Raw genomic sequence first — 17,547 nt, 5'->3', positions numbered from 1 at the left:
CCTCCATCAGCCCGGATGCGCCGCCAGCGCTTCGCAGGAACGGAACCGCATGACGAGCCTGCTCTCCCTCATCGACTGGATCCGGGCGAACGATCCGGCGCTGTCGCGGCTTCGGCAGGGGCTGCGGGTGATGCTCACCGTGATCTTGAGCACCGGGCTGCTTCTTCTTGCGTCACTCCTGGCGCCGCTGCCGAAGGCGGCCTTTGGCCTTGCCTTGCTGCTGTCGATCCAGAGCGGCATCTCGGTCAAGGATGCGCGGGCGCGCGACCAGCTGGTGACGCGGCTTCTCGGCGCGCTTACCGCCCTTCTCGTCACCGCGCTCGCGGCCCTGCTGGAGACGAACCGGCTGCTCAGCGATGCCGTCTTTCTCCTCGTCACCTTTCTCGCGGTCGCTCTGCGCGGCTATGGGGTGCGGGGGCATGCGATCGGCATGTTCGGCTTCATGGCCTATTTCATCGGCGCTTATCTGCAGCCGCCTTTGACGAGCCTGCCCGCCATGGCGCTGGGCGCCTTCACCGCAGCCGGTATCGGCCATGTCATGCGCGTGCTCGTGCTGCCGGACGATCCGCGCCGGGACCTGCTGCGCGCCTCAGCTGCCATCGAAGCCCGGCTTTCGACCCTTTTCGATCATCTCGACACCATGCGGCGGGCGGATCGCTTCACCCCGGCCGGCCGACGGCGGTCCGAACGGGTGATCACCCGGCTGCGCGAAGCGGTGCTGATGGCAGCGAGCTTTCTGCCGACCGGTTCGGAGGCCAAAACCGAGCGCGGGATTGCCGAAGCGGTGACCATCGCGCTGTTCGACCTGCATGTGGCCGCCGAAAGCGCCATCGTTCTTGCGCGCCAGGCGCCGCCGCCGCCGGCTTTGATGGCAGCACTTCGGCTGGGCGATGCGCAGCGCCTGTCCTTGACCGCCCTGCGCTTGCAGGAGGGTGCCGATCCGCTCCTTCAGGAAACCATCGCTGGAGTGGCGGCGCTGGACCAGGCGCGCCGGCGATTGAAGGAGGTCGTCGTCGAGGCAATCTCTGTCCCTTCCCAGCCGACCGTTGCGGCGGCCGACGCTGCGACCGGGCAGCGCCCGCAGCTTCGATGGTCCGATCCGACCCTGCGCACGGCGCTGCAGATCACCATTGCCGCGGCGCTCGCCATGGCGCTCGGCCAGCTCGTCTCGCGCGAACGCTGGTTCTGGGCAGTCCTGTCGGCGTTCCTCGTCTTCACCAACACGCGGTCGCGCGGCGACACGGCGCTGAAAGCCCTGCAGCGTTCGGTCGGCACCGTGCTCGGTATCGGCGTCGGCCTGGGTCTGGCGACCCTCCTTGGCGGCCATCCGGTTCCCGTCCTGGTGCTCGCCGCGGCGGGCGTCTTCTTCGCCTTTTATCTCTTGCCGGTCTCCTATGCGGCCATGGCCTTCTTCGTTTCGGTCGTCGTTGCGCTGGTCTATAGCCTCATCGGCGCGCTGACTGTCGAAGTCCTTTTGCTGCGGCTTGAGGAAACGGTGGTCGGGTCGCTGGCCGGGCTTCTCACGGCCTTTCTCGTCTTCCCCACCCGAACGGCACCGCTGGTCGATCGGGCGCTGTTCACCTGGACCGGCGCGGTGCGCAGCCTCATCGAATCGGCCGGGGCCGGGGAGCGCGGCTTCCCTCTCGTCCTGCGGTCGCAGGCCGTCGAGCGGGCGATGGTCGATCTCGCACGAACTGCCGCCCCGCTCGGGGCCAGCTGGCGCGTCGTCACGCGGCCGGGGACGGTGCGACAGACGCTCGCGATCCTGATGTCGGCCAGCTACTGGTCGCGCGTCTTTGCCGGTGCGCTTGGTGAGGGCGCGAAAGGCGAAACGGCATCACTGGCGCCGCTTGCGGGCGACTGTCTGGCGGCGCTCGCGGCCATCGAGGCAAAAGGCAGCGCAATTTTTTCGCAGAGCCATGGTGCGCCGCCGCGCAAGCGCCGCCATTTCGCCCTATCGGAGCGGTCGCCGCTGCTGGGATTGGATCGAATGACCCGCGCTCTCGCCCGTCTTGACCCCGACGACCCCCCGCAAGAGGCAGAAACCGAGCCCAAGGACCCCAAGCCGTGACCCGTCTTTTCCTTCTTCTTCTCCTGTCCTCTACCACGGCCGCCGTCGCGGCCGATGCGACCGCGCCGGTGCGCGAAATCATGGCCGAGGCGGAAAACGGCTGGTCGGAAAATCCGAGCGGGGAGCCCAAGGACTATTTCGACGGCGAGCGGCTCGACCGCATCTACAGCCAGGCCTTCGCCCGGACCTACCGCGCCGCCGCCAAGTTTCCGGCCTTCGAGGAGGGCGATTCGCCGTTCGATTACGATGTGATCGTCAACGGGCAGGACAGCTGCGCGTTGAAGGATGTGCAGATCGTGCCGAAGCCGCAGGCCGACGGGCTGACGGATGTCGATGTCAGCTTCGACAACACCTCCTGCTTCGACGGCGTCGCCGAGCCGGGGCGCACGGAACTGCACTTCATGGTGATCGAAGAAGGCGGCAGGCCGGTGATCGACGATATCGTCCGGGCAGGGCAGGGCGGATCGGTCAAGTCGGAGCTAGATGGGATCGCGCGCCAGAGCGCCCATTAGTGACCCCGCGCTTTCCTCGGCCGGCGATTTGTGCAAGGGAAGCGCCTTTCCGGACAGCAAGGGCTTGAGGCTCACGACATGGCAGGCACCAACAGCGAGCGCCCGCTCCTCAAAGAAGGACCGGCGATCATTCTTGTCCATCCCCAGCTCGGGGAAAACATCGGCATGGTGGCGCGCGCCATGGCCAATTTCGGCCTGGCCGAGCTGCGTCTCGTCAATCCGCGGGACGGGTGGCCGAGCGAGAAGGCCCAGGCTGCGGCCAGCCGCGCCGACCATGTCATCGAGGGCGCGAAGCTTTATGACTCGACCGAAGCGGCCATTGCCGACCTGAACTTCGTCTATGCGACGACGGCGCGGGACCGCTACGGCTACAAGCCGGTGCGCTCGCCCGTCGTGGCGGCCGAAACGCTGCGCACCCGCTTCCGCGCCGGTGAGGCAACCGGCATCCTCTTCGGCCGCGAACGCACGGGGCTGACGAACGAGGAGATTGCGCTGGCCGACGAGATCGTCACCTTCCCGGTCAACCCCGCCTTTGCGTCGCTCAACCTTGCCCAAGCCGTGCTGCTGATGTCCTATGAATGGCTGAAGACCGGGATGGAGAGCGTCGAAGAGACGGCCTTTCAGGCCCTGCCGCAGCAGCCGGCGACCAAGGAGGACCTGCAGGGCCTCTTCGACCATGTTGAGGATGCGCTGGATGCCCGCGGCTATTTCCGCCCGCTCGCCAAGCGACAGAAGCTGGTGGAGAACCTGCGCGCGGTGCTGACCCGGCCGGGCTTCACCGGCAGCGAAATTCGGGTCATTCGCGGCGTCATCTCCTCGCTCGATCGCTTCACCCGCGAAACGCCGCGCGGCGCGGGCGCGCCGGCGGATGGCCGCAACGGCAAGCCAAACCCGGCCAGGGCAGCGGCAATGGTGGAAGCCGACGAGGCAGGCAGCGATGCGGACTGAGCCGAAGCCGGTCCTGATCTTCGACAGCGGCATTGGCGGACTGACCGTGCTGCGCGAGGCACGGGTGCTGATTCCTGAGCGGCACTTCATCTATGTCGCCGACGATGCCGGCTTTCCCTATGGCGGCTGGACCGACGAGGCGGCGCTGCAGGCGCGCATCGTCACGCTTTTCGCGGGATTGATCGCCGAACACGATCCGGAGATCTGCGTCATCGCCTGCAACACGGCCTTCACGCTGGCGGGCGCGGCATTGCGGGCCGCCTATCCGCAGATGCGCTTCGTCGGCACTGTGCCGGCCATCAAGCCGGCGGCGGAGCGCACGCGTTCGGGCCTCGTCTCGGTTCTGGCCACCCCCGGCACCGTGCGCCGGGCCTATACGCATGAGCTGATCCAGTCCTTCGCCGCGCAATGCCATGTCCATCTTGTCGGTGCACCGAGCCTGGCGCGCATGGCGGAGGCCTATATCCGCGGCGAGGCAATCGCCGACGAGGCGGTGCGCGCCGAAATCGCGCCCTGCTTCGTCGAGGAGGAGGGGCGGCGTACGGATATCGTCGTGCTTGCCTGCACGCATTACCCTTTCATGGCCAATCTCTTCCGCCGCCTGGCCCCCTGGCCGGTCGACTGGCTGGATCCGGCGGAAGCGATCGCCCGGCAGGCACGGCGTCTCGTGGCGCCGACGGAGAGCCTTCTGCCGCCGGCCGGCATCGACCCGGCGATCTTCACCTCCGGCGCGCCCGATTTTCCGACCCGTCGCCTGATGCAGGGCTTCGGCCTCAGCGTGCCGGCCGGCAACTCTCCTGTGGGTTACGCTGCGCCAAGCTCGGTGGCGTGAGCGTTTCATGATAGGACAGTCGCTTTCCGGCCCGCAGCGCGGCGCGGGGCCATCGAGACAGACGAGGGATGCATGAAGGTCGGCATCGACATGGGTGCGGCGTCCGACGGTAAGCCGGTGCCGCTCGATATCGAGGAACTGCTTGCCACGCGTCTTCTGGTGCAGGGCAATTCCGGCTCGGGAAAATCCCACCTGCTGCGCCGCCTGCTCGAACAGTCCGCCCCCTGGGTGCAGCAATGCGTCATCGATCCGGAGGGCGATTTCGTCACGCTGGCGGACAAGTTCGGCCATGTGGTGGTCGATGGCGAGCGATCGGAAGCGGAGCTGCTCGGCATCGCCTCGCGCATTCGCCAGCACCGCGTTTCCTGTGTCCTCTCGCTCGAAGGGCTCGATATCGAGCAGCAGATGCGCACCGCCGGCATCTTCCTGAACGCGCTCTTCGATGCCGACCGCGAATATTGGTACCCGATCCTGGTCGTCGTCGACGAGGCGCAGCTCTTCGCGCCCTCCGTCAGCGGCGATGTTTCGGAGGAGGCGCGCAAGCTTTCGCTCGGCGCCATGACCAATCTGATGTGCCGTGGCCGAAAGCGCGGGCTTGCCGGCGTGATCGCCACGCAGCGCCTCGCCAAGCTCGCCAAGAACGTCGCGGCCGAAGCCTCGAACTTCCTGATGGGCCGCACCTTCCTCGATATCGACATGGCGCGCGCGGCCGACCTTCTGGGCATGGACCGGCGCACGGCCGAAATGTTCCGCGATCTGAAGCGCGGCTCCTTCGTGGCGCTCGGTCCGGCTCTGTCGCGCCGCCCGCTGCCGGTGACGATCGGCACGGTGGAGACCTCGGCCCGCTCGACCAGCCCCAAGCTGACGCCGCTGCCCGAAGCCATGGCCGATGTCGAAGACCTGATCTTCACACCCGATCCGGACGAACTGATCCGGCCGTTGCCGCGCCGCGTCAGTGCCCAGCCACGCCCCTCGACCGACATCCTCGCCGAACTCGCCCGACCGCGGCCGGAGCCGGTGATGGCGGCCGAGCCGCGGATCTCCCAGCCGGAGATGGCGCCCGAAGAGCGCGAGGCGCTGATCGACGCGATCCTCGCCGATATTCTCGATCAGCCGGGTGCCGCCTTCCGGGCCGATGCCGAGCTCTTCCAGGATTTCCTCGTTCGCTGCCGCATCCGCCGCCTGCCGGGCGCTGCGCCGACGCTTGCCGCCTTCCGCCGCCGCATGGCAATCGCCCGGTCCGGCGTCGATGCCGATCTGGCGGCGACGGACGGCTGGGCACAGGCGCTCGATCTTTCCAGACGCGTGAGCGAGGACTTGCAGGGCGTGTTCCTCCTCGTGGCGCGGGCTGCGCTCGCGGGGGAGGCTTGTCCGTCCGATGCCATGATCGCCCGGGCCTACGGCACCCATTCCGCCCGCCGCGCCCGCCGCCTGCTCGGCTATTTCGAGGAACAGGGACTGGTGGTCGTTCACGCCGACGCCAGCGGCCGCCGCATCGTCGCCTTCCCTGACCTCGCCGCGGAGACGCTCCCCGGCGATCCCAACGCGGCCATGGACAGCGAAACGCGCAGCGCGGCGGAGTGATCAGGTCGGGATGAGGTAGAGGGCAGCCTCCCCGCCGACAACGCTCTCTGGCGAAATCCGGCGATCGAACGTCGCGAGCATGCCGCGATTGTGGACGGCGAGGGCGAGAAGATAGGCGTCAGTGATTTGCAGACCGGAGGTCAGGAGCGGTACGCGGAAAAGGCTCGTGTCGAGAAGACTGATCGACTCGGTCCAGAATGCGTGCCGGCCGCTTGCAAAGATCATGTTTTGTAAACGCGTGACCGCTTCGGATACTCCGATCCGCTGGGGATATTTTACGCCGGACACGACCCGGACCAAGCCATTCTCGGTAATGGGGCAGGTGGCCCAGTCCTGATTCTCCTGCTGCGCGAACCAACGGTGAGCCGGTTCGTGATGGACATGGTCCGGGTCGATCAGCGAGACAAGGACATTGACGTCCAGCAGGCGGATCATTCCGCGTCGTCACGCAGCGCGTTGACGAGGTCGAGCGTGATCGTCGTGCCGTCCCCGCGAGGCGGCAGCAGCGGAACGCCGTTCCGCGTTTCGAAGCTTCTCGCGGCAAGAGCTTCCCGCTCCAGGAGTTCCGAGACGAAGGTCTCCAGCGAGCTCGACTGCAGGTCCGCACGTGACTTCAACAGGGTTGCGGTGTCTTCGTTGATGGTAATCACCAGGTTCATATCCGATCTCCGCGCTCTGTCCCAAACATACTGCGTCTGCGCTGATCGCTCAACGCCTCCCCATGTTGACAAATCCATGACCAGCCCCTAAACACCGCGCCAACGCCGGGCCGCAATGCCCGGTGTTTTCGTTGACATGTCCCGTGGCGCCTGCATTTGCGTAATGCGAGGTGCCTGTCAGATCCGGCAAAATCCGGTTCAGAGGAGGGCGTGTTTCCTTGATCCGGTCTGGCAACAGGCCGGTGTTGTCCGTTGAAAGGAAATACGATGAGCAAGCGCGCGTCGTCCAAGTATAAAATCGATCGCCGTATGGGCGAAAACATCTGGGGTCGTCCGAAGTCCCCGGTCAACCGTCGCGAATACGGCCCCGGCCAGCACGGCCAGCGCCGCAAGTCCAAGCTCTCCGACTTCGGCGTGCAGCTGCGCGCCAAGCAGAAGCTGAAGGGCTATTACGGCGATATCCGCGAGAAGCAGTTCCGCGCGATCTACGACGAAGCCAACCGCCGCAAGGGCGACACCTCGGAGAACCTGATCGGCCTGCTCGAATCGCGTCTCGACGCGATCGTCTACCGCGCCAAGTTCGTTCCGACCGTCTGGGCAGCCCGCCAGTTCGTCAACCATGGCCACGTCACGGTCAATGGCGTCCGCGTCAACATCGGTTCCTATCGCTGCAAGGTCGGCGACGTGATCGAAGTGCGCGAGAAGTCCAAGCAGCTGACGATCGTCCTGGAAGCCGTTGGTCTCGCAGAGCGTGACGTTCCGGACTATATCGAAGTCGATCACAACAAGATGGTCGCCACCTTCGCCCGCGTTCCGGCTCTCAGCGATGTGCCCTATCCGGTCATCATGGAACCGAACCTGGTCGTCGAATTCTATTCGCGTTGATCCAGGCCTTCCGGCTTGCACAATCTTGGAAAAGCCGCTCATCTTGGGCGGCTTTTTTCGTTTCGGTCCGCTGCACCGCACGCGGCCCATGTTTGAGGATTGAGGGCGGACAGGATGATCGAGACGGAGCAGAGGACCCCGGACCTGCAGGCGATCCTCGACGAGGTCTACGCGGCGCTGGAGCCGCGGCGCGGCGAAGGCAAGGTTGCCGACTACATTCCGCAGCTCGCGCGGATCAACCCGCAGCATTTCGGCATGGCGATCGTCACGGTCGACGGCGCGGTCTACACCGCCGGCGATGCCGAGCTGCCCTTTTCAATCCAGAGCATCTCCAAGGTTTTCACCCTAACGCTGGCGCTCGGCAAGCATGGCGAGACACTGTGGAACCGGGTCGGCCGCGAGCCTTCGGGCTCCGCCTTCAACTCGATCGTGCAGCTGGAGCATGAGGGCGGCAAGCCGCGCAACCCTTTCATCAATGCCGGCGCCATCACGGTCAGCGATCTCATCTGCGCCGGCCATTCCCCGCGCGAGGTCATCGGCGAAATCCTGCGATTCCTGCGCTATCTCGCCGATGACGACGACATTTCGATCGATCCGGCGGTGGCGCGCTCCGAAGCCGCGACCGGCTTCCGCAATGCCGCTCTTGCCAATTTCATGCGCGCCTTCGACAAGCTCTCGAGCCCGGTCGATAATGTGCTGGGCGTCTACTTTCACCATTGCGCCATCGCCATGAGCTGCGTGCAGCTCGCCAAGGCCGGGCTGTTTCTCGCCAATGGCGGCAAGCAGGCGCTGACCGGGCGCACCGTGGTCTCGCGCGAGCGGGCGCGGCGCATCAATGCGCTGATGCTGACCTGCGGTCATTACGACGGATCGGGCGATTTTGCCTATCATGTCGGCCTGCCGGGCAAGAGCGGCGTCGGCGGCGGCATCATGGCCGTGGCGCCGGGCCGGGCAGCGCTCGCCGTCTGGTCGCCGGGGCTCAATCAGAACGGCAACTCGCTGCTGGGCTCCGTCGCTCTGGAAATGATCGCCCAGCGCACCGGCTGGTCGGTCTTCGGACCGTGAGTCTTCGGCGCCTTTCCGGCTTTTTCGGCGTGAGGGCGATTAGGTCTTGATCTTGACCGCCCCGGCGGGCAAGGCAGGGCCGATCCTGTTGCCGCGCCTTTTGCCAAAGCCGGAAAGCCCCGCCATGACCCTCGATACGCTCGCAGACCTCGAAGTCCTGGACGCCGACGACGCGTTGATGCGCGCCGATGCCGATGGCGCCGCGATCGATGCACCGTCGATCTTCCGCGCCATGCCGTCCTCCGTCTCCTTCCAGAAGCTGCGCAAGCGGCTGTTGCGTCAGGTGCGGCAGGCGATGGAGGACTTCGCCATGTTGAAGGGTCAGCGGCGCTGGCTTGTCGGCCTGTCCGGCGGCAAGGACAGCTACAGCCTGCTGGCGCTCCTGCTCGACCTGCAGTGGCGCGGCCTGCTGCCGGTGGAGCTGATTGCCTGCAATCTCGACCAGGGCCAGCCGAACTTCCCGAAGCATGTCCTGCCCGACTATCTGACGAGCATCGGCGTCCGGCATCGGATCGAGTACCGCGACACCCATTCGATCGTGAAGGACAAGGTGCCGGAGGGCACGACCTATTGCGCGCTCTGCTCGCGTCTGCGGCGCGGCAATCTCTACCGGATCGCGCGCGAAGAAGGGTGCGATGCGCTCGTGCTCGGTCATCACCGCGAGGATATCCTCGAGACCTTCTTCATGAACCTCTTTCATGGCGGCCGCCTGGCGGCCATGCCGCCCAAGCTCCTGAACGACGAGGGCGACCTGATGGTGCTGCGCCCGCTCGCCTATGCGGCGGAAGAGGAGATCGCCCGCTTTGCGAGCGCCATGCAGTTTCCCATCATCCCCTGCGATCTCTGCGGCTCGCAGGACGGGCTGGAGCGGAATGCGATGAAGGCCATGCTTGCCGATCTCGAGCGCCGCATGCCGGGCCGCAAGGACCGGATCCTGCGCGCGCTCGGCCACGCCAATCCGTCGCATCTGCTCGACCCCGCCCTTTTCGATTTCGCCTCGCTGTCCACGGAGCCCCGTCCATGACCTTCACTCTCGATATCGCCGCGCTCGCCAATCTGATGCAGGAGGCGGCGGCGGTCGAGATCCTGCCGCGCTTCCGCAATTTGGGTGGCGGCGATGTGCGCATGAAGTCGGAGGCGATCGATCTGGTCACGGAAGCCGACGAGTCGGCCGAGCGCCTGATGAAGGCGCGCATGCCCGACATCCTGCCGGGCGCCCTGTTCATCGGCGAGGAATCCGTGGCGGCCGACCCGGCCCTGCTCGAACGCCTTTCCGGCGCCGATCTGGCCGTCATCGTCGACCCGATCGACGGGACCTTCAACTATGCGAGCGGCCTGCCGCTCTTCGGCGTCATGGCAAGCGTCGTGGCCGGCGGCGAGACGGTGGCCGGCATCATCTACGACCCGATGGGCAATGATTGGGTGATCGCCGAGAAGGGCTCGGGCGCCTGGTTCTGCCGGGCGGACGGCACGCAGGAGCAGATGACCGTCACGCCCGCACCGGCCGCACTCGATGCGCTGGTCGGCTGCGCCTCGACCGGCTTCTATCCGCCGGAGGCCCGCCGCGAGATCATGGGGAACATGGCCAAGGTCCGCATCGCCACCAGCTATCGCTGCGCGGCCCACGAATACCGCGCCTTCGCGAGCGGCCACTTCCACTTCCTCATGTATCAGAAGCTGATGCCCTGGGACCACCTCGCCGGCTGCCTGATCGCAGAGGAGGCGGGCGCCACCGTCCGCCGCTTCGACGGAACGCCCTACCGCCCCACCCATACCGACGGAGGCCTCCTCGTCACCTCCGACGAATCCGCCTGGGACATGCTGCGGTCGGAGGTCTTTACGCGCTGACGCTGGCGCGCCCGTCGCTCGCTGAAAGAAAGGCGCCCGCCGGCCGGCAGGCGCCTTTTTTCGTCTGCGTTCTTGCGTGAGCTTCAATGCCCGCCCATGCCCGGCTCCAACGCCGGCTCGTCGCCAGGGTGGGTGAAGAGGTGGCCGCGTTCGGCCCAGAGGATGGCGAGGATGGAGATGAGGCCGAAGAGGGCGAAGCCGCCGAAGAGCGGGCGCACCGTGCCGTCGAACATCTGGCCGATGAGGCCGCCGAGAATGGCGCCGCCGGTGGTGGACACGAAGCCGGTCACGGCGGTGGCCGTGCCGGCGATGTGGCCCATGGGCTCCAGGCAGATCGCGGTGAAATTGGTGGCGATGGCCGCAAAGAACATCAGGATCAGGCTGATCATCAGATAGGTGAAAAGGAAGGGCGGCGTGCCGGCCAATGCCATGCCGAAGGCGATGACGGAAAGCGCGGTGAAGGCGAGCATGCAGGCATGCGAGATCCGGCGCATGCCGAAGCGGCGGACGAAATAGCCATTGGCGAAATTGGCGACGGCAATGCCCGATGCGGTGCCGGCAAAGGCGATCGGCAGCCAGTCGCCGAGCCCGTAGACCGTGCCGAAGATCTGCTGCACCGTGACGACAAAGGTGCAGATGACGGCGGTAAAGACGGTAAGCCCGATCATGTAGCCGCAGGTGATGCGGTTGGTCAGCACCGTGCGAAAGCCGCCGGTGATCGCTGCCACCGACAACGGCAGGCGCTCGGTGACGGGGAGCGATTCGCGCATGCGCATGCCCGCCCAGACGAGGAGGACGGCGCCGACGAGGCCGAGCAGCAGGAAGATCCAGTGCCAGCCGCCATAGAGGAGCACGGCCTGGCCGAAGGAGGGCGCGAGGATCGGCACCAGCATGAAGACGATCATGATGTAGGACATGACCCGCGCCATTTCGCGGCCGCCGAAGCAGTCGCGGGTAATCGCGGTCGTGGTGATGCGGATTGCCGCGCCGCCGATGCCCTGCGCGAAGCGAAAGACGAGCAAGGCGCCGAAGCTTTCGGTCCAGGCGGCGCCGAGGCTGGTGAGGACGAAGATGGCGAGGCCGAGCAGCAGGATCGGCCGGCGGCCGAAGGCATCGGCGAGGCTGCCGAAGATGAGCTGCGCCAGGCCGAAGCCGAGGAAATAGACCGAGATCACCAGCTGCGCATCATTGGGGTTCGGCACGCCGAGCGCGCCGGCAATGGCAGGCAGGGCCGGCAGCATGCTGTCGATCGCGAGCGCAATGCTGGCGGTCATGAGCGCGATGGTGATGACGAATTCGCGGAAGCCGAGCCCGATGCGGGCGGATCCGGTGGTGGGGGACGGACGGGTCATGGAACGGTCGCTTGCAACTATGCGGCATCGGGGAGGCTGCGCCGCGCGGAGAGTGGATTAGGTCCCGGTTCAGTGCCCGGGCTTCGGGTGATGATCGGTGGTGAACAGCCGCCCGCGCTCGGCCAGCAGCACGAAGAACAGGCCGATGATCGACACGCCGAGGAAGCCGAAGGCGAGCGGCGTCACCGATCCGTCGAAGGCCTGGCCGATCAGCGCGCCGATCGTGGCGCCGATGATCGTCTGCATGAAGCCGATGACGGAGGAGGCGGTGCCGGCCACATGGCCGAGCGGCTCCATGGCCATGGCGTTGAAATTCGCACCGATCAGGCCGAACTGGAACATGGCGCCGGAATAGAGAATGGCGAACAGCCAGAAGGGCAGGTGGCCGGCCGCGGAAAAAAGCGCCCAGAGCGCGCTGAAGCTGATGAAGGCAACCAGCGCGATATGGGAAAGCCGGTGCATGCCGTAGCGCTGCACAAGCTTGGAATTGGTGAAGGAGGCCGCCGCCATCAGGCCGGCAAAGCAGGCGAAGACCAGCGGGAAATAGTGCCCGAGCCCGAAGACCCCGACCATGATCTGCTGCGCCGAGTTGATGAAGCCGAACAGGCCGCCGAACAGGAAGGAGGCGGCCAGCGAATAGCAAAGCGCCGTGCGGTTGCCGAGCACGATGGCGAAGGAACGGCCGATATTGGCGATGGTGAAAGGCCGGCGGTTCTTTTCCGCCAGCGTCTCCGGCAGGTTGATGGCTACCAGCGTGAAGGTGACGAGCGCGAAGAGGCAGATGACGACGAAGATCATGTGCCACTCGGCAAACAGCATGATCAGCTGGCCGATGCTGGGCGCGATGACGGGAATGATCATGAAGACCATCATCACCAGCGACATGACCTCGGCCATCAGGCGCCCGCCATAGACGTCGCGCACGATCGAGACGCTGATGACGCGCGTTGCCGCCGCGCCGAGCCCCTGCGCAAAGCGCAGCGCCAGCAGCATGCCGAAGGTGGGCACGAAGACGATAGCCAGCGCACAGAGCGCGTAGAGCGCCAGCCCGGCCAAGAGCGGCAGCTTGCGGCCGAATCGATCCGAGAGGGGGCCGAAGAAAAGCTGGGCGCTGCCCATGCCGATCAGATAGGAGGTGATGACCAGCTGACGGCTGTTTTCATCGGTCACGCCCAGGCTGGCGCCGATCTCCTGCAGGCCCGGCAGCATGATGTCGATCGACAGCGCGTTGATCGCCATCAGCATGGCCATCAGCGCCACGAACTGGTTGCGGCTGAGCGGCATCGACAAGGCGGGTTCGGTGGTCGTGGTGGTCATCGGTCTCAATCCTCTGCCCGGCCGCGAGGCAACGCGCCGGACTGCGGCTCGGGCTGCAGAGAACCCGGCGCAGAAATGGTCTGAACATCCAATTGGTCGGAATCGGCCAAGGGGAGGAGGCGCGCACGCGGCTCCTCTGTCGTCAATCAGTTGAAAGGGTTTGCGCGCGACAAGTCCTTCCGGTTGCGCACACGCGCCAACATAGGCCTCTGACGAGCAGTGCGATATGGCATCCTTGCAACAGCCCCTTCACCTTAGCATCCTCTTTAGATAAGAATATTCTGATAGACTGCGGATGATGGCGGTCTTGCGGCGCTGCCGCCAGGCGTCTGCCAGGTTGGCGCTCGGCGTGTCAGCCGGCAAAGGAGGGTGAGGAATGGCACCTGTGGACCGGCTGGAAGAGGCGCGCAGCTTCCACGCCAAGCTGATGGCCGCGGCCAGCGGCACGGACGATCCGCGCCACGAGCGGGTCTTCCATCTCGTCCCCCGCGAGGTTTTCATGGGACCGGGACCATGGAAGATCGCGATCAACCGGCAATACATCGAAACGCCGAGCGCCGATCCGATCCACCTCTACCAGAACTCGCTCGTCGCACTCGACGCGAGCCGCAGCATCAACAATGGGGAACCCTATCTTCATGCCGCCTGGATCGGCGCCGTGGCGCCCCGAAGCGGCGAGACCGTGGTGCAGATCGGCGCGGGGACGGGCTACTACTCCGCCATTCTCGCCACGCTCGTTCTGCCGGACGGACATGTCTGGGCTTATGAGATCAACGAAGCGCTGGCGCGCCGTGCGACCGATAACCTCGAAGCGTTCGACACGGTGACCGTGGTCTATGCCGATGCGACGACAGCCGAAATGCCGCCCTGCGATCTGATCTATGTGAATGCAGGTGTCGTCTCGCCGCCCGCGCACTGGCTGCAAGCCCTGCGGCCCGGCGGGCGGATCATCTTCCCGTGGCAGTTTTCCGAGGCTGTCGGCGCGACGATGATCATGACCCGGCGCGAGGAAGGCTTTGCCGTTCGTCGGCTCGGATGGTCCTGGTTCATCCCCTGCATCGGCGCGTCCGATGCGGAGCTCTGCAAACTGGCGCCCACAGTTCAGCAGGTGCCGCTTATCACCGAAGGCTGGTTGACGAGCGAGCGCGCACCGGACGAAACGGCCGTGGCCATCTGCGCCTCGGTCTGGTTCACCGCGCAGGAACAGCCTTGAGCGGACGGTGACGGGCCGGCCTAGAAAAAGAAAAGCCCGGCGCAGGGGCCGGGCCGGGGATCGTCCGGGCGAAAAGGATCAGGCCGCGCCCTTGACGGCGATTCCTTGTTCCTCGAGATGCGACTGCAGCTCACCGGCCTGGAACATTTCCCGCACGATATCGCAGCCGCCGACGAATTCGCCCTTCACGTAAAGCTGCGGAATGGTCGGCCAGTTGGAATAGTCCTTGATGCCCTGGCGAAGATCCGCATCGGCGAGCACGTTGATGCCCTTATAATCGACGCCGACATAATCGAGAATCTGCACGACCTGACCGGAGAACCCGCACTGCGGAAACTGCGGCGTGCCCTTCATGAACAGCACGACATCGTTCGTCTTGACTTCGTTGGCGATGAATTCCTGGATACCGCTCATGGCTCACATCCTTTGTCTGGCCCGCTTCAAGGGCGGGGGTGGTGATGGTCTTTAGATAACATGCGCCAGCCGGGATTTCACCGGGCAGCATCGGAAAAACGGCGGGTCTCGGTCAGCTCCGCCAGGCCTTGCTGCGCGCTGCCGCCGTGCGGCGGCGGCTCACCTGCTTGCGGGCGGGCTTGCGCGCCGCCTTTGCCGCCGCCTTCACCCGCTTGAAGCGGCCGGAGGCCGTGCGGGCCTGCCGCTTCCTGCGCTTCGAGGTGCCGGTGGCCTTTTTCAGGATCTCGCGCAGCACCGTGTCGATGACGCCGGTGACGAGCGTTTTGACGAGGTCCGCCATCGGCTCCCCCTCACTCCGGTGCCGAGGTCTGCAGGGCGAGGGCGTGCAGAACACCGCCCATATTGCCCTTCAGCGCATTGTAGACCATCTGGTGCTGCTGGACCCGGCTCTTGCCGCGAAAGGCCTCGGCCACGACTTCCGCCGCATAATGATCGCCGTCGCCGGCGAGGTCGCGGATCACCACCTTGGCGCCCGGGATCCCCGATTTGATCATGTCTTCGATTTCGCCCGGCTTCATCGGCATGGCTCTGCTCCCTATTCCGTGGCCGGAACCTCGCCGGCCATGAAGTCAGGGAACCACGATTCATGGGCCTTTTGCAATCGCTCGATCGCGACCGGCGTCGCCGTGCCGAGGACAAGCGTTGCGCCGCCGGTAATGCCGATCTGCGGGGCGAAGATGCCGCGCGCCTCCGCGATCTCCTGAACTTCGTCGCGGTCGGCCTTCTTGATCGTCACGACGTAGCGGCCCTGATCCTCGCCGAAGAAGGCCTTGATCGGGTGGTTGCCCTCCGGCGCGTCGATGCGTGCGCCGATGCCTGACGCCATCGCCATTTCGGCGAGCGCGACGGCAAGACCACCGGCCGAGCAATCATGCACGGCCGTCGCGAGGCCGTCACGGATGAGCTCGCGGACGAAATCGCCGACCTTGCGCTCCTGGGCGAGATCGACCGGCGGCGGCGGGCCATCGGTGCGGCCATGGATGTCGCGCAGATAGATCGACTGGGCGAGATGGGTGCCGAGGCCGGCCGGCGCGCCGACGAGCAGCACCAGCTGTTCCTCGCCCGCAAAGCGGATGCGGCCCATGCGCGACCAATCCGGCAGGAGCCCGACGCCGGCAATGGTCGGGGTCGGCATGATCGCCTGGCCGTGGGTTTCGTTGTAGAGCGAGACATTGCCGGAGACGATCGGGAAGTCGAGTGCCGTGCAGGCCTCGCCGATGCCCTTGATGGCATGAACCAGCTGGCTCATGATCTCCGGCTTTTCGGGATTGCCGAAGTTCAGATTGTCGGTTGCGGCCAGCGGCAGGGCGCCGGTGGCGGTGATGTTGCGCCAGCATTCGGCAACGGCCTGCTTGCCGCCTTCAAAAGGATCGGCTTCGACATAGCGCGGCGTGACATCGGAGGAGAAGGCCAGCGCCTTGGTGGCATGCCCTTCGACCCGGACGACGCCGGCATCGCCGCCCGGCAGCTGCAGCGAGTTGCCCTGGATCAGCGTGTCATATTGTTCGTAGACCCAGCGGCGCGAAGACTCGTTGGCCGACCCGACGAGGGTGACGAGGGCTTCGGCGAGATCCGCCTCCGGCACGTCGTCCGATGCAAGCGGGGCAGGGGCCGAAAGCGGCGTCCACGGCCGGTCATATTCCGGCGCCTGGTCGCCCAGCTCCTTGATCGGCAGGTTGGCGACTTCCTCGCCCTGATGGATGACGCGGAAGCGCAGGTCGTCGGTGGTCTTGCCGACGATCGCGAAATCCAGCCCCCATTTGACGAAGATCGCCTTGGCGACCTCTTCCTTCGCCGGCTCAAGAACCATGAGCATGCGCTCCTGGCTTTCCGACAGCATCATTTCATACGCCGTCATGCGCTCCTCGCGCACCGGCACCTGGTCGAGCTGCAGCTCGATGCCGAGATCGCCCTTGGCGCCCATTTCGACCGCCGAGCAGGTGAGGCCGGCCGCACCCATGTCCTGGATGGCGATGACGGCGCCGGTCTTCATCAGTTCCAGGCAAGCCTCCAGCAGGCACTTCTCCGTGAAGGGGTCGCCCACCTGCACGGTCGGACGCTTCTCCTCGATCGTCTCGTCGAACTCGGCAGACGCCATGGTCGCGCCGCCGACGCCGTCGCGCCCGGTCTTGGCACCAAGATAGACCACCGGCAGGCCGACGCCCTTGGCTTCCGAGAGGAAGATCGCATCCGACTTGGCAAGCCCGGCCGCAAAGGCGTTGACGAGGATATTGCCATTGTAGCGGGCGTCGAACTCCACCTCGCCGCCAACCGTCGGCACGCCGAAGGAATTGCCATAGCCGCCGACGCCGGCGACGACGCCGGAGACGAGGTGGCGGGTCTTGGGATGATCCGGCGCGCCAAAGCGCAGCGCGTTCATGGCCGCAATCGGCCGGGCGCCCATGGTGAAGACGTCGCGGAGAATGCCGCCGACGCCGGTGGCAGCCCCCTGATAGGGCTCGATGAAAGAGGGGTGGTTGTGGCTCTCCATCTTGAAGACCACGCAGTCGCCATCGTCGATATCCACGACGCCGGCATTTTCGCCCGGACCCTGGATGACGCGCGGCCCCTTGGTCGGCAGCGTGCGCAGCCACTTCTTGGAGGATTTGTAGGAGCAGTGCTCGTTCCACATGGCCGAGAAGATGCCGAGTTCGGTGAAGCTCGGCTCGCGTCCGATCAGGTCGAGAATGCGCTGGTACTCGTCCGGCTTCAGCCCATGGGAGGCGACGAGATCCGGCGTGATCGGGCGGCTGTTCGAAATGGCCATGGAGCGGGCTTCCTACCGAT

18 protein-coding genes are annotated in these 17,547 nt (G+C 65.9%); 10 read left to right on the top strand and 8 right to left on the bottom strand.

Annotated features, from left to right (window positions below; all coding sequences use genetic code 11):
• The first annotated feature begins 49 nt into the window (after positions 1 to 49).
• The 5 genes from U8330_RS09545 to U8330_RS09525 all read left to right on the top strand — a co-directional run bounded on the left by U8330_RS09545 (position 50) and on the right by U8330_RS09525 (position 5,947).
• Entirely contained in the window at positions 50 to 2,071 is a 2,022-nt protein-coding gene (locus U8330_RS09545) for an FUSC family protein (RefSeq protein ID WP_323105005.1), read from the top strand.
• Positions 2,068 to 2,583 (top strand): hypothetical protein, encoded by a 516-nt coding sequence (locus tag U8330_RS09540; RefSeq protein WP_323105004.1) that lies wholly within the window; start codon positions 2,068 to 2,070, stop codon positions 2,581 to 2,583. The genes U8330_RS09545 and U8330_RS09540 overlap by 4 nt, the downstream gene beginning before the upstream one ends.
• 78 nt (positions 2,584 to 2,661) lie before the next feature.
• A complete protein-coding gene (locus U8330_RS09535; protein ID WP_323105003.1) occupies positions 2,662 to 3,531 on the top strand; it encodes an RNA methyltransferase in 870 nt (289 codons plus the stop codon).
• A complete protein-coding gene (gene murI, locus U8330_RS09530) occupies positions 3,521 to 4,363 on the top strand; it encodes a glutamate racemase (protein ID WP_323105002.1) in 843 nt (280 codons plus the stop codon). The genes U8330_RS09535 and murI overlap by 11 nt, the downstream gene beginning before the upstream one ends.
• A 72-nt stretch (positions 4,364 to 4,435) precedes the next feature.
• Positions 4,436 to 5,947, top strand: a complete 1,512-nt coding sequence (locus tag U8330_RS09525) for an ATP-binding protein (RefSeq protein ID WP_323105001.1) — start codon at positions 4,436 to 4,438, stop codon at positions 5,945 to 5,947.
• On the opposite strand, the gene U8330_RS09520 is transcribed toward U8330_RS09525, so the two are convergent.
• Together U8330_RS09520 and U8330_RS09515 are read right to left on the bottom strand one after the other, a co-directional pair.
• The gene (locus tag U8330_RS09520; protein WP_323104999.1) at positions 5,948 to 6,382 is read right to left on the bottom strand and encodes a TA system VapC family ribonuclease toxin; all 435 of its coding nucleotides are present in this window, start codon (positions 6,380 to 6,382) and stop codon (positions 5,948 to 5,950) included.
• Positions 6,379 to 6,606: a CopG family transcriptional regulator gene (locus U8330_RS09515; RefSeq protein WP_323104997.1), complete on the bottom strand. Its 228-nt coding sequence runs from the start codon at positions 6,604 to 6,606 to the stop codon at positions 6,379 to 6,381. Before U8330_RS09515 ends, U8330_RS09520 begins: the two co-directional genes overlap by 4 nt.
• A 267-nt stretch (positions 6,607 to 6,873) precedes the next feature.
• Between U8330_RS09515 and rpsD the strand changes: the two genes are divergently transcribed.
• The 4 genes from rpsD (at position 6,874) to U8330_RS09495 (ending at position 10,404) form a co-directional block, all read left to right on the top strand.
• Positions 6,874 to 7,491, top strand: a complete 618-nt coding sequence (gene rpsD, locus U8330_RS09510) for a 30S ribosomal protein S4 (protein WP_323104995.1) — start codon at positions 6,874 to 6,876, stop codon at positions 7,489 to 7,491.
• Between the two features lie 114 nt (positions 7,492 to 7,605).
• Positions 7,606 to 8,556: a glutaminase gene (locus U8330_RS09505; RefSeq protein ID WP_323104994.1), complete on the top strand. Its 951-nt coding sequence runs from the start codon at positions 7,606 to 7,608 to the stop codon at positions 8,554 to 8,556.
• Between the two features lie 178 nt (positions 8,557 to 8,734).
• Positions 8,735 to 9,580, top strand: a complete 846-nt coding sequence (ttcA, locus tag U8330_RS09500) for a tRNA 2-thiocytidine(32) synthetase TtcA (RefSeq protein ID WP_323107243.1) — start codon at positions 8,735 to 8,737, stop codon at positions 9,578 to 9,580.
• The gene (locus U8330_RS09495) at positions 9,577 to 10,404 is read left to right on the top strand and encodes an inositol monophosphatase family protein (protein WP_323104993.1); all 828 of its coding nucleotides are present in this window, start codon (positions 9,577 to 9,579) and stop codon (positions 10,402 to 10,404) included. The genes ttcA and U8330_RS09495 overlap by 4 nt, the downstream gene beginning before the upstream one ends.
• Positions 10,405 to 10,487: 83 nt before the next feature.
• Here the strand turns inward: U8330_RS09495 and U8330_RS09490 are convergent, their stop codons facing one another.
• Both U8330_RS09490 and U8330_RS09485 read right to left on the bottom strand, forming a co-directional pair.
• Entirely contained in the window at positions 10,488 to 11,756 is a 1,269-nt protein-coding gene (locus U8330_RS09490) for a multidrug effflux MFS transporter (RefSeq protein WP_323104992.1), read from the bottom strand.
• A 69-nt stretch (positions 11,757 to 11,825) separates the two neighbouring features.
• The gene (locus tag U8330_RS09485; protein WP_323104990.1) at positions 11,826 to 13,073 is read right to left on the bottom strand and encodes a multidrug effflux MFS transporter; all 1,248 of its coding nucleotides are present in this window, start codon (positions 13,071 to 13,073) and stop codon (positions 11,826 to 11,828) included.
• A gap of 376 nt (positions 13,074 to 13,449) precedes the next feature.
• On the opposite strand from U8330_RS09485, the gene U8330_RS09480 reads away from it, so the two are divergent.
• The gene (locus U8330_RS09480; protein ID WP_323104989.1) at positions 13,450 to 14,286 is read left to right on the top strand and encodes a protein-L-isoaspartate O-methyltransferase family protein; all 837 of its coding nucleotides are present in this window, start codon (positions 13,450 to 13,452) and stop codon (positions 14,284 to 14,286) included.
• A gap of 78 nt (positions 14,287 to 14,364) precedes the next feature.
• Here U8330_RS09480 and grxD read toward each other — a convergent pair whose 3' ends face one another.
• The 4 genes from grxD to purL form a co-directional block, all read right to left on the bottom strand.
• Positions 14,365 to 14,700 (bottom strand): Grx4 family monothiol glutaredoxin, encoded by a 336-nt coding sequence (gene grxD / locus U8330_RS09475; protein WP_323104988.1) that lies wholly within the window; start codon positions 14,698 to 14,700, stop codon positions 14,365 to 14,367.
• A 112-nt stretch (positions 14,701 to 14,812) separates the two neighbouring features.
• Positions 14,813 to 15,040 carry a hypothetical protein gene (locus U8330_RS09470; RefSeq protein ID WP_323104987.1) on the bottom strand — a complete coding sequence of 76 codons (228 nt, stop codon included), beginning with the start codon at positions 15,038 to 15,040 and terminating at the stop codon, positions 14,813 to 14,815.
• A 10-nt stretch (positions 15,041 to 15,050) separates the two neighbouring features.
• The gene (locus tag U8330_RS09465; RefSeq protein WP_323104986.1) at positions 15,051 to 15,284 is read right to left on the bottom strand and encodes a BolA family transcriptional regulator; all 234 of its coding nucleotides are present in this window, start codon (positions 15,282 to 15,284) and stop codon (positions 15,051 to 15,053) included.
• Positions 15,285 to 15,295: 11 nt separating this feature from the next.
• Positions 15,296 to 17,527 carry a phosphoribosylformylglycinamidine synthase subunit PurL gene (gene purL, locus U8330_RS09460; protein ID WP_323104985.1) on the bottom strand — a complete coding sequence of 744 codons (2,232 nt, stop codon included), beginning with the start codon at positions 17,525 to 17,527 and terminating at the stop codon, positions 15,296 to 15,298.
• Positions 17,528 to 17,547 lie beyond the last annotated feature (20 nt).

The sequence above is a fragment of the Rhizobium sp. CC-YZS058 genome, from assembly GCF_034720595.1.
GTDB lineage: Bacteria > Pseudomonadota > Alphaproteobacteria > Rhizobiales > Rhizobiaceae > Ferranicluibacter.
The sequence above is the reverse complement of the archived record's forward strand: the minus strand, read 5'-3'. Positions and strand labels throughout refer to the sequence as shown.

What these genes read in the sequence shown, in the direction of transcription:
- U8330_RS09525 (WP_323105001.1), top strand. Translation starts at nt 4,436, where the DNA reads ATGAAGGTCGGCATCGACATGGGTGCGGCGTCCGACGGTAAGCCGGTG.
- U8330_RS09535 (WP_323105003.1), top strand. Translation starts at nt 2,662, where the DNA reads ATGGCAGGCACCAACAGCGAGCGCCCGCTCCTCAAAGAAGGACCGGCG.
- rpsD (WP_323104995.1), top strand. Translation starts at nt 6,874, where the DNA reads ATGAGCAAGCGCGCGTCGTCCAAGTATAAAATCGATCGCCGTATGGGC.
- U8330_RS09545 (WP_323105005.1), top strand. Translation starts at nt 50, where the DNA reads ATGACGAGCCTGCTCTCCCTCATCGACTGGATCCGGGCGAACGATCCG.
- murI (WP_323105002.1), top strand. Translation starts at nt 3,521, where the DNA reads ATGCGGACTGAGCCGAAGCCGGTCCTGATCTTCGACAGCGGCATTGGC.
- U8330_RS09480 (WP_323104989.1), top strand. Translation starts at nt 13,450, where the DNA reads ATGGCACCTGTGGACCGGCTGGAAGAGGCGCGCAGCTTCCACGCCAAG.
- U8330_RS09520 (WP_323104999.1), bottom strand. Translation starts at nt 6,382, where the DNA reads ATGATCCGCCTGCTGGACGTCAATGTCCTTGTCTCGCTGATCGACCCG.
- purL (WP_323104985.1), bottom strand. Translation starts at nt 17,527, where the DNA reads ATGGCCATTTCGAACAGCCGCCCGATCACGCCGGATCTCGTCGCCTCC.
- U8330_RS09505 (WP_323104994.1), top strand. Translation starts at nt 7,606, where the DNA reads ATGATCGAGACGGAGCAGAGGACCCCGGACCTGCAGGCGATCCTCGAC.
- U8330_RS09465 (WP_323104986.1), bottom strand. Translation starts at nt 15,284, where the DNA reads ATGCCGATGAAGCCGGGCGAAATCGAAGACATGATCAAATCGGGGATC.
- U8330_RS09515 (WP_323104997.1), bottom strand. Translation starts at nt 6,606, where the DNA reads ATGAACCTGGTGATTACCATCAACGAAGACACCGCAACCCTGTTGAAG.
- U8330_RS09470 (WP_323104987.1), bottom strand. Translation starts at nt 15,040, where the DNA reads ATGGCGGACCTCGTCAAAACGCTCGTCACCGGCGTCATCGACACGGTG.
- U8330_RS09490 (WP_323104992.1), bottom strand. Translation starts at nt 11,756, where the DNA reads ATGACCCGTCCGTCCCCCACCACCGGATCCGCCCGCATCGGGCTCGGC.
- grxD (WP_323104988.1), bottom strand. Translation starts at nt 14,700, where the DNA reads ATGAGCGGTATCCAGGAATTCATCGCCAACGAAGTCAAGACGAACGAT.
- U8330_RS09485 (WP_323104990.1), bottom strand. Translation starts at nt 13,073, where the DNA reads ATGACCACCACGACCACCGAACCCGCCTTGTCGATGCCGCTCAGCCGC.
- U8330_RS09495 (WP_323104993.1), top strand. Translation starts at nt 9,577, where the DNA reads ATGACCTTCACTCTCGATATCGCCGCGCTCGCCAATCTGATGCAGGAG.
- ttcA (WP_323107243.1), top strand. Translation starts at nt 8,735, where the DNA reads ATGCGCGCCGATGCCGATGGCGCCGCGATCGATGCACCGTCGATCTTC.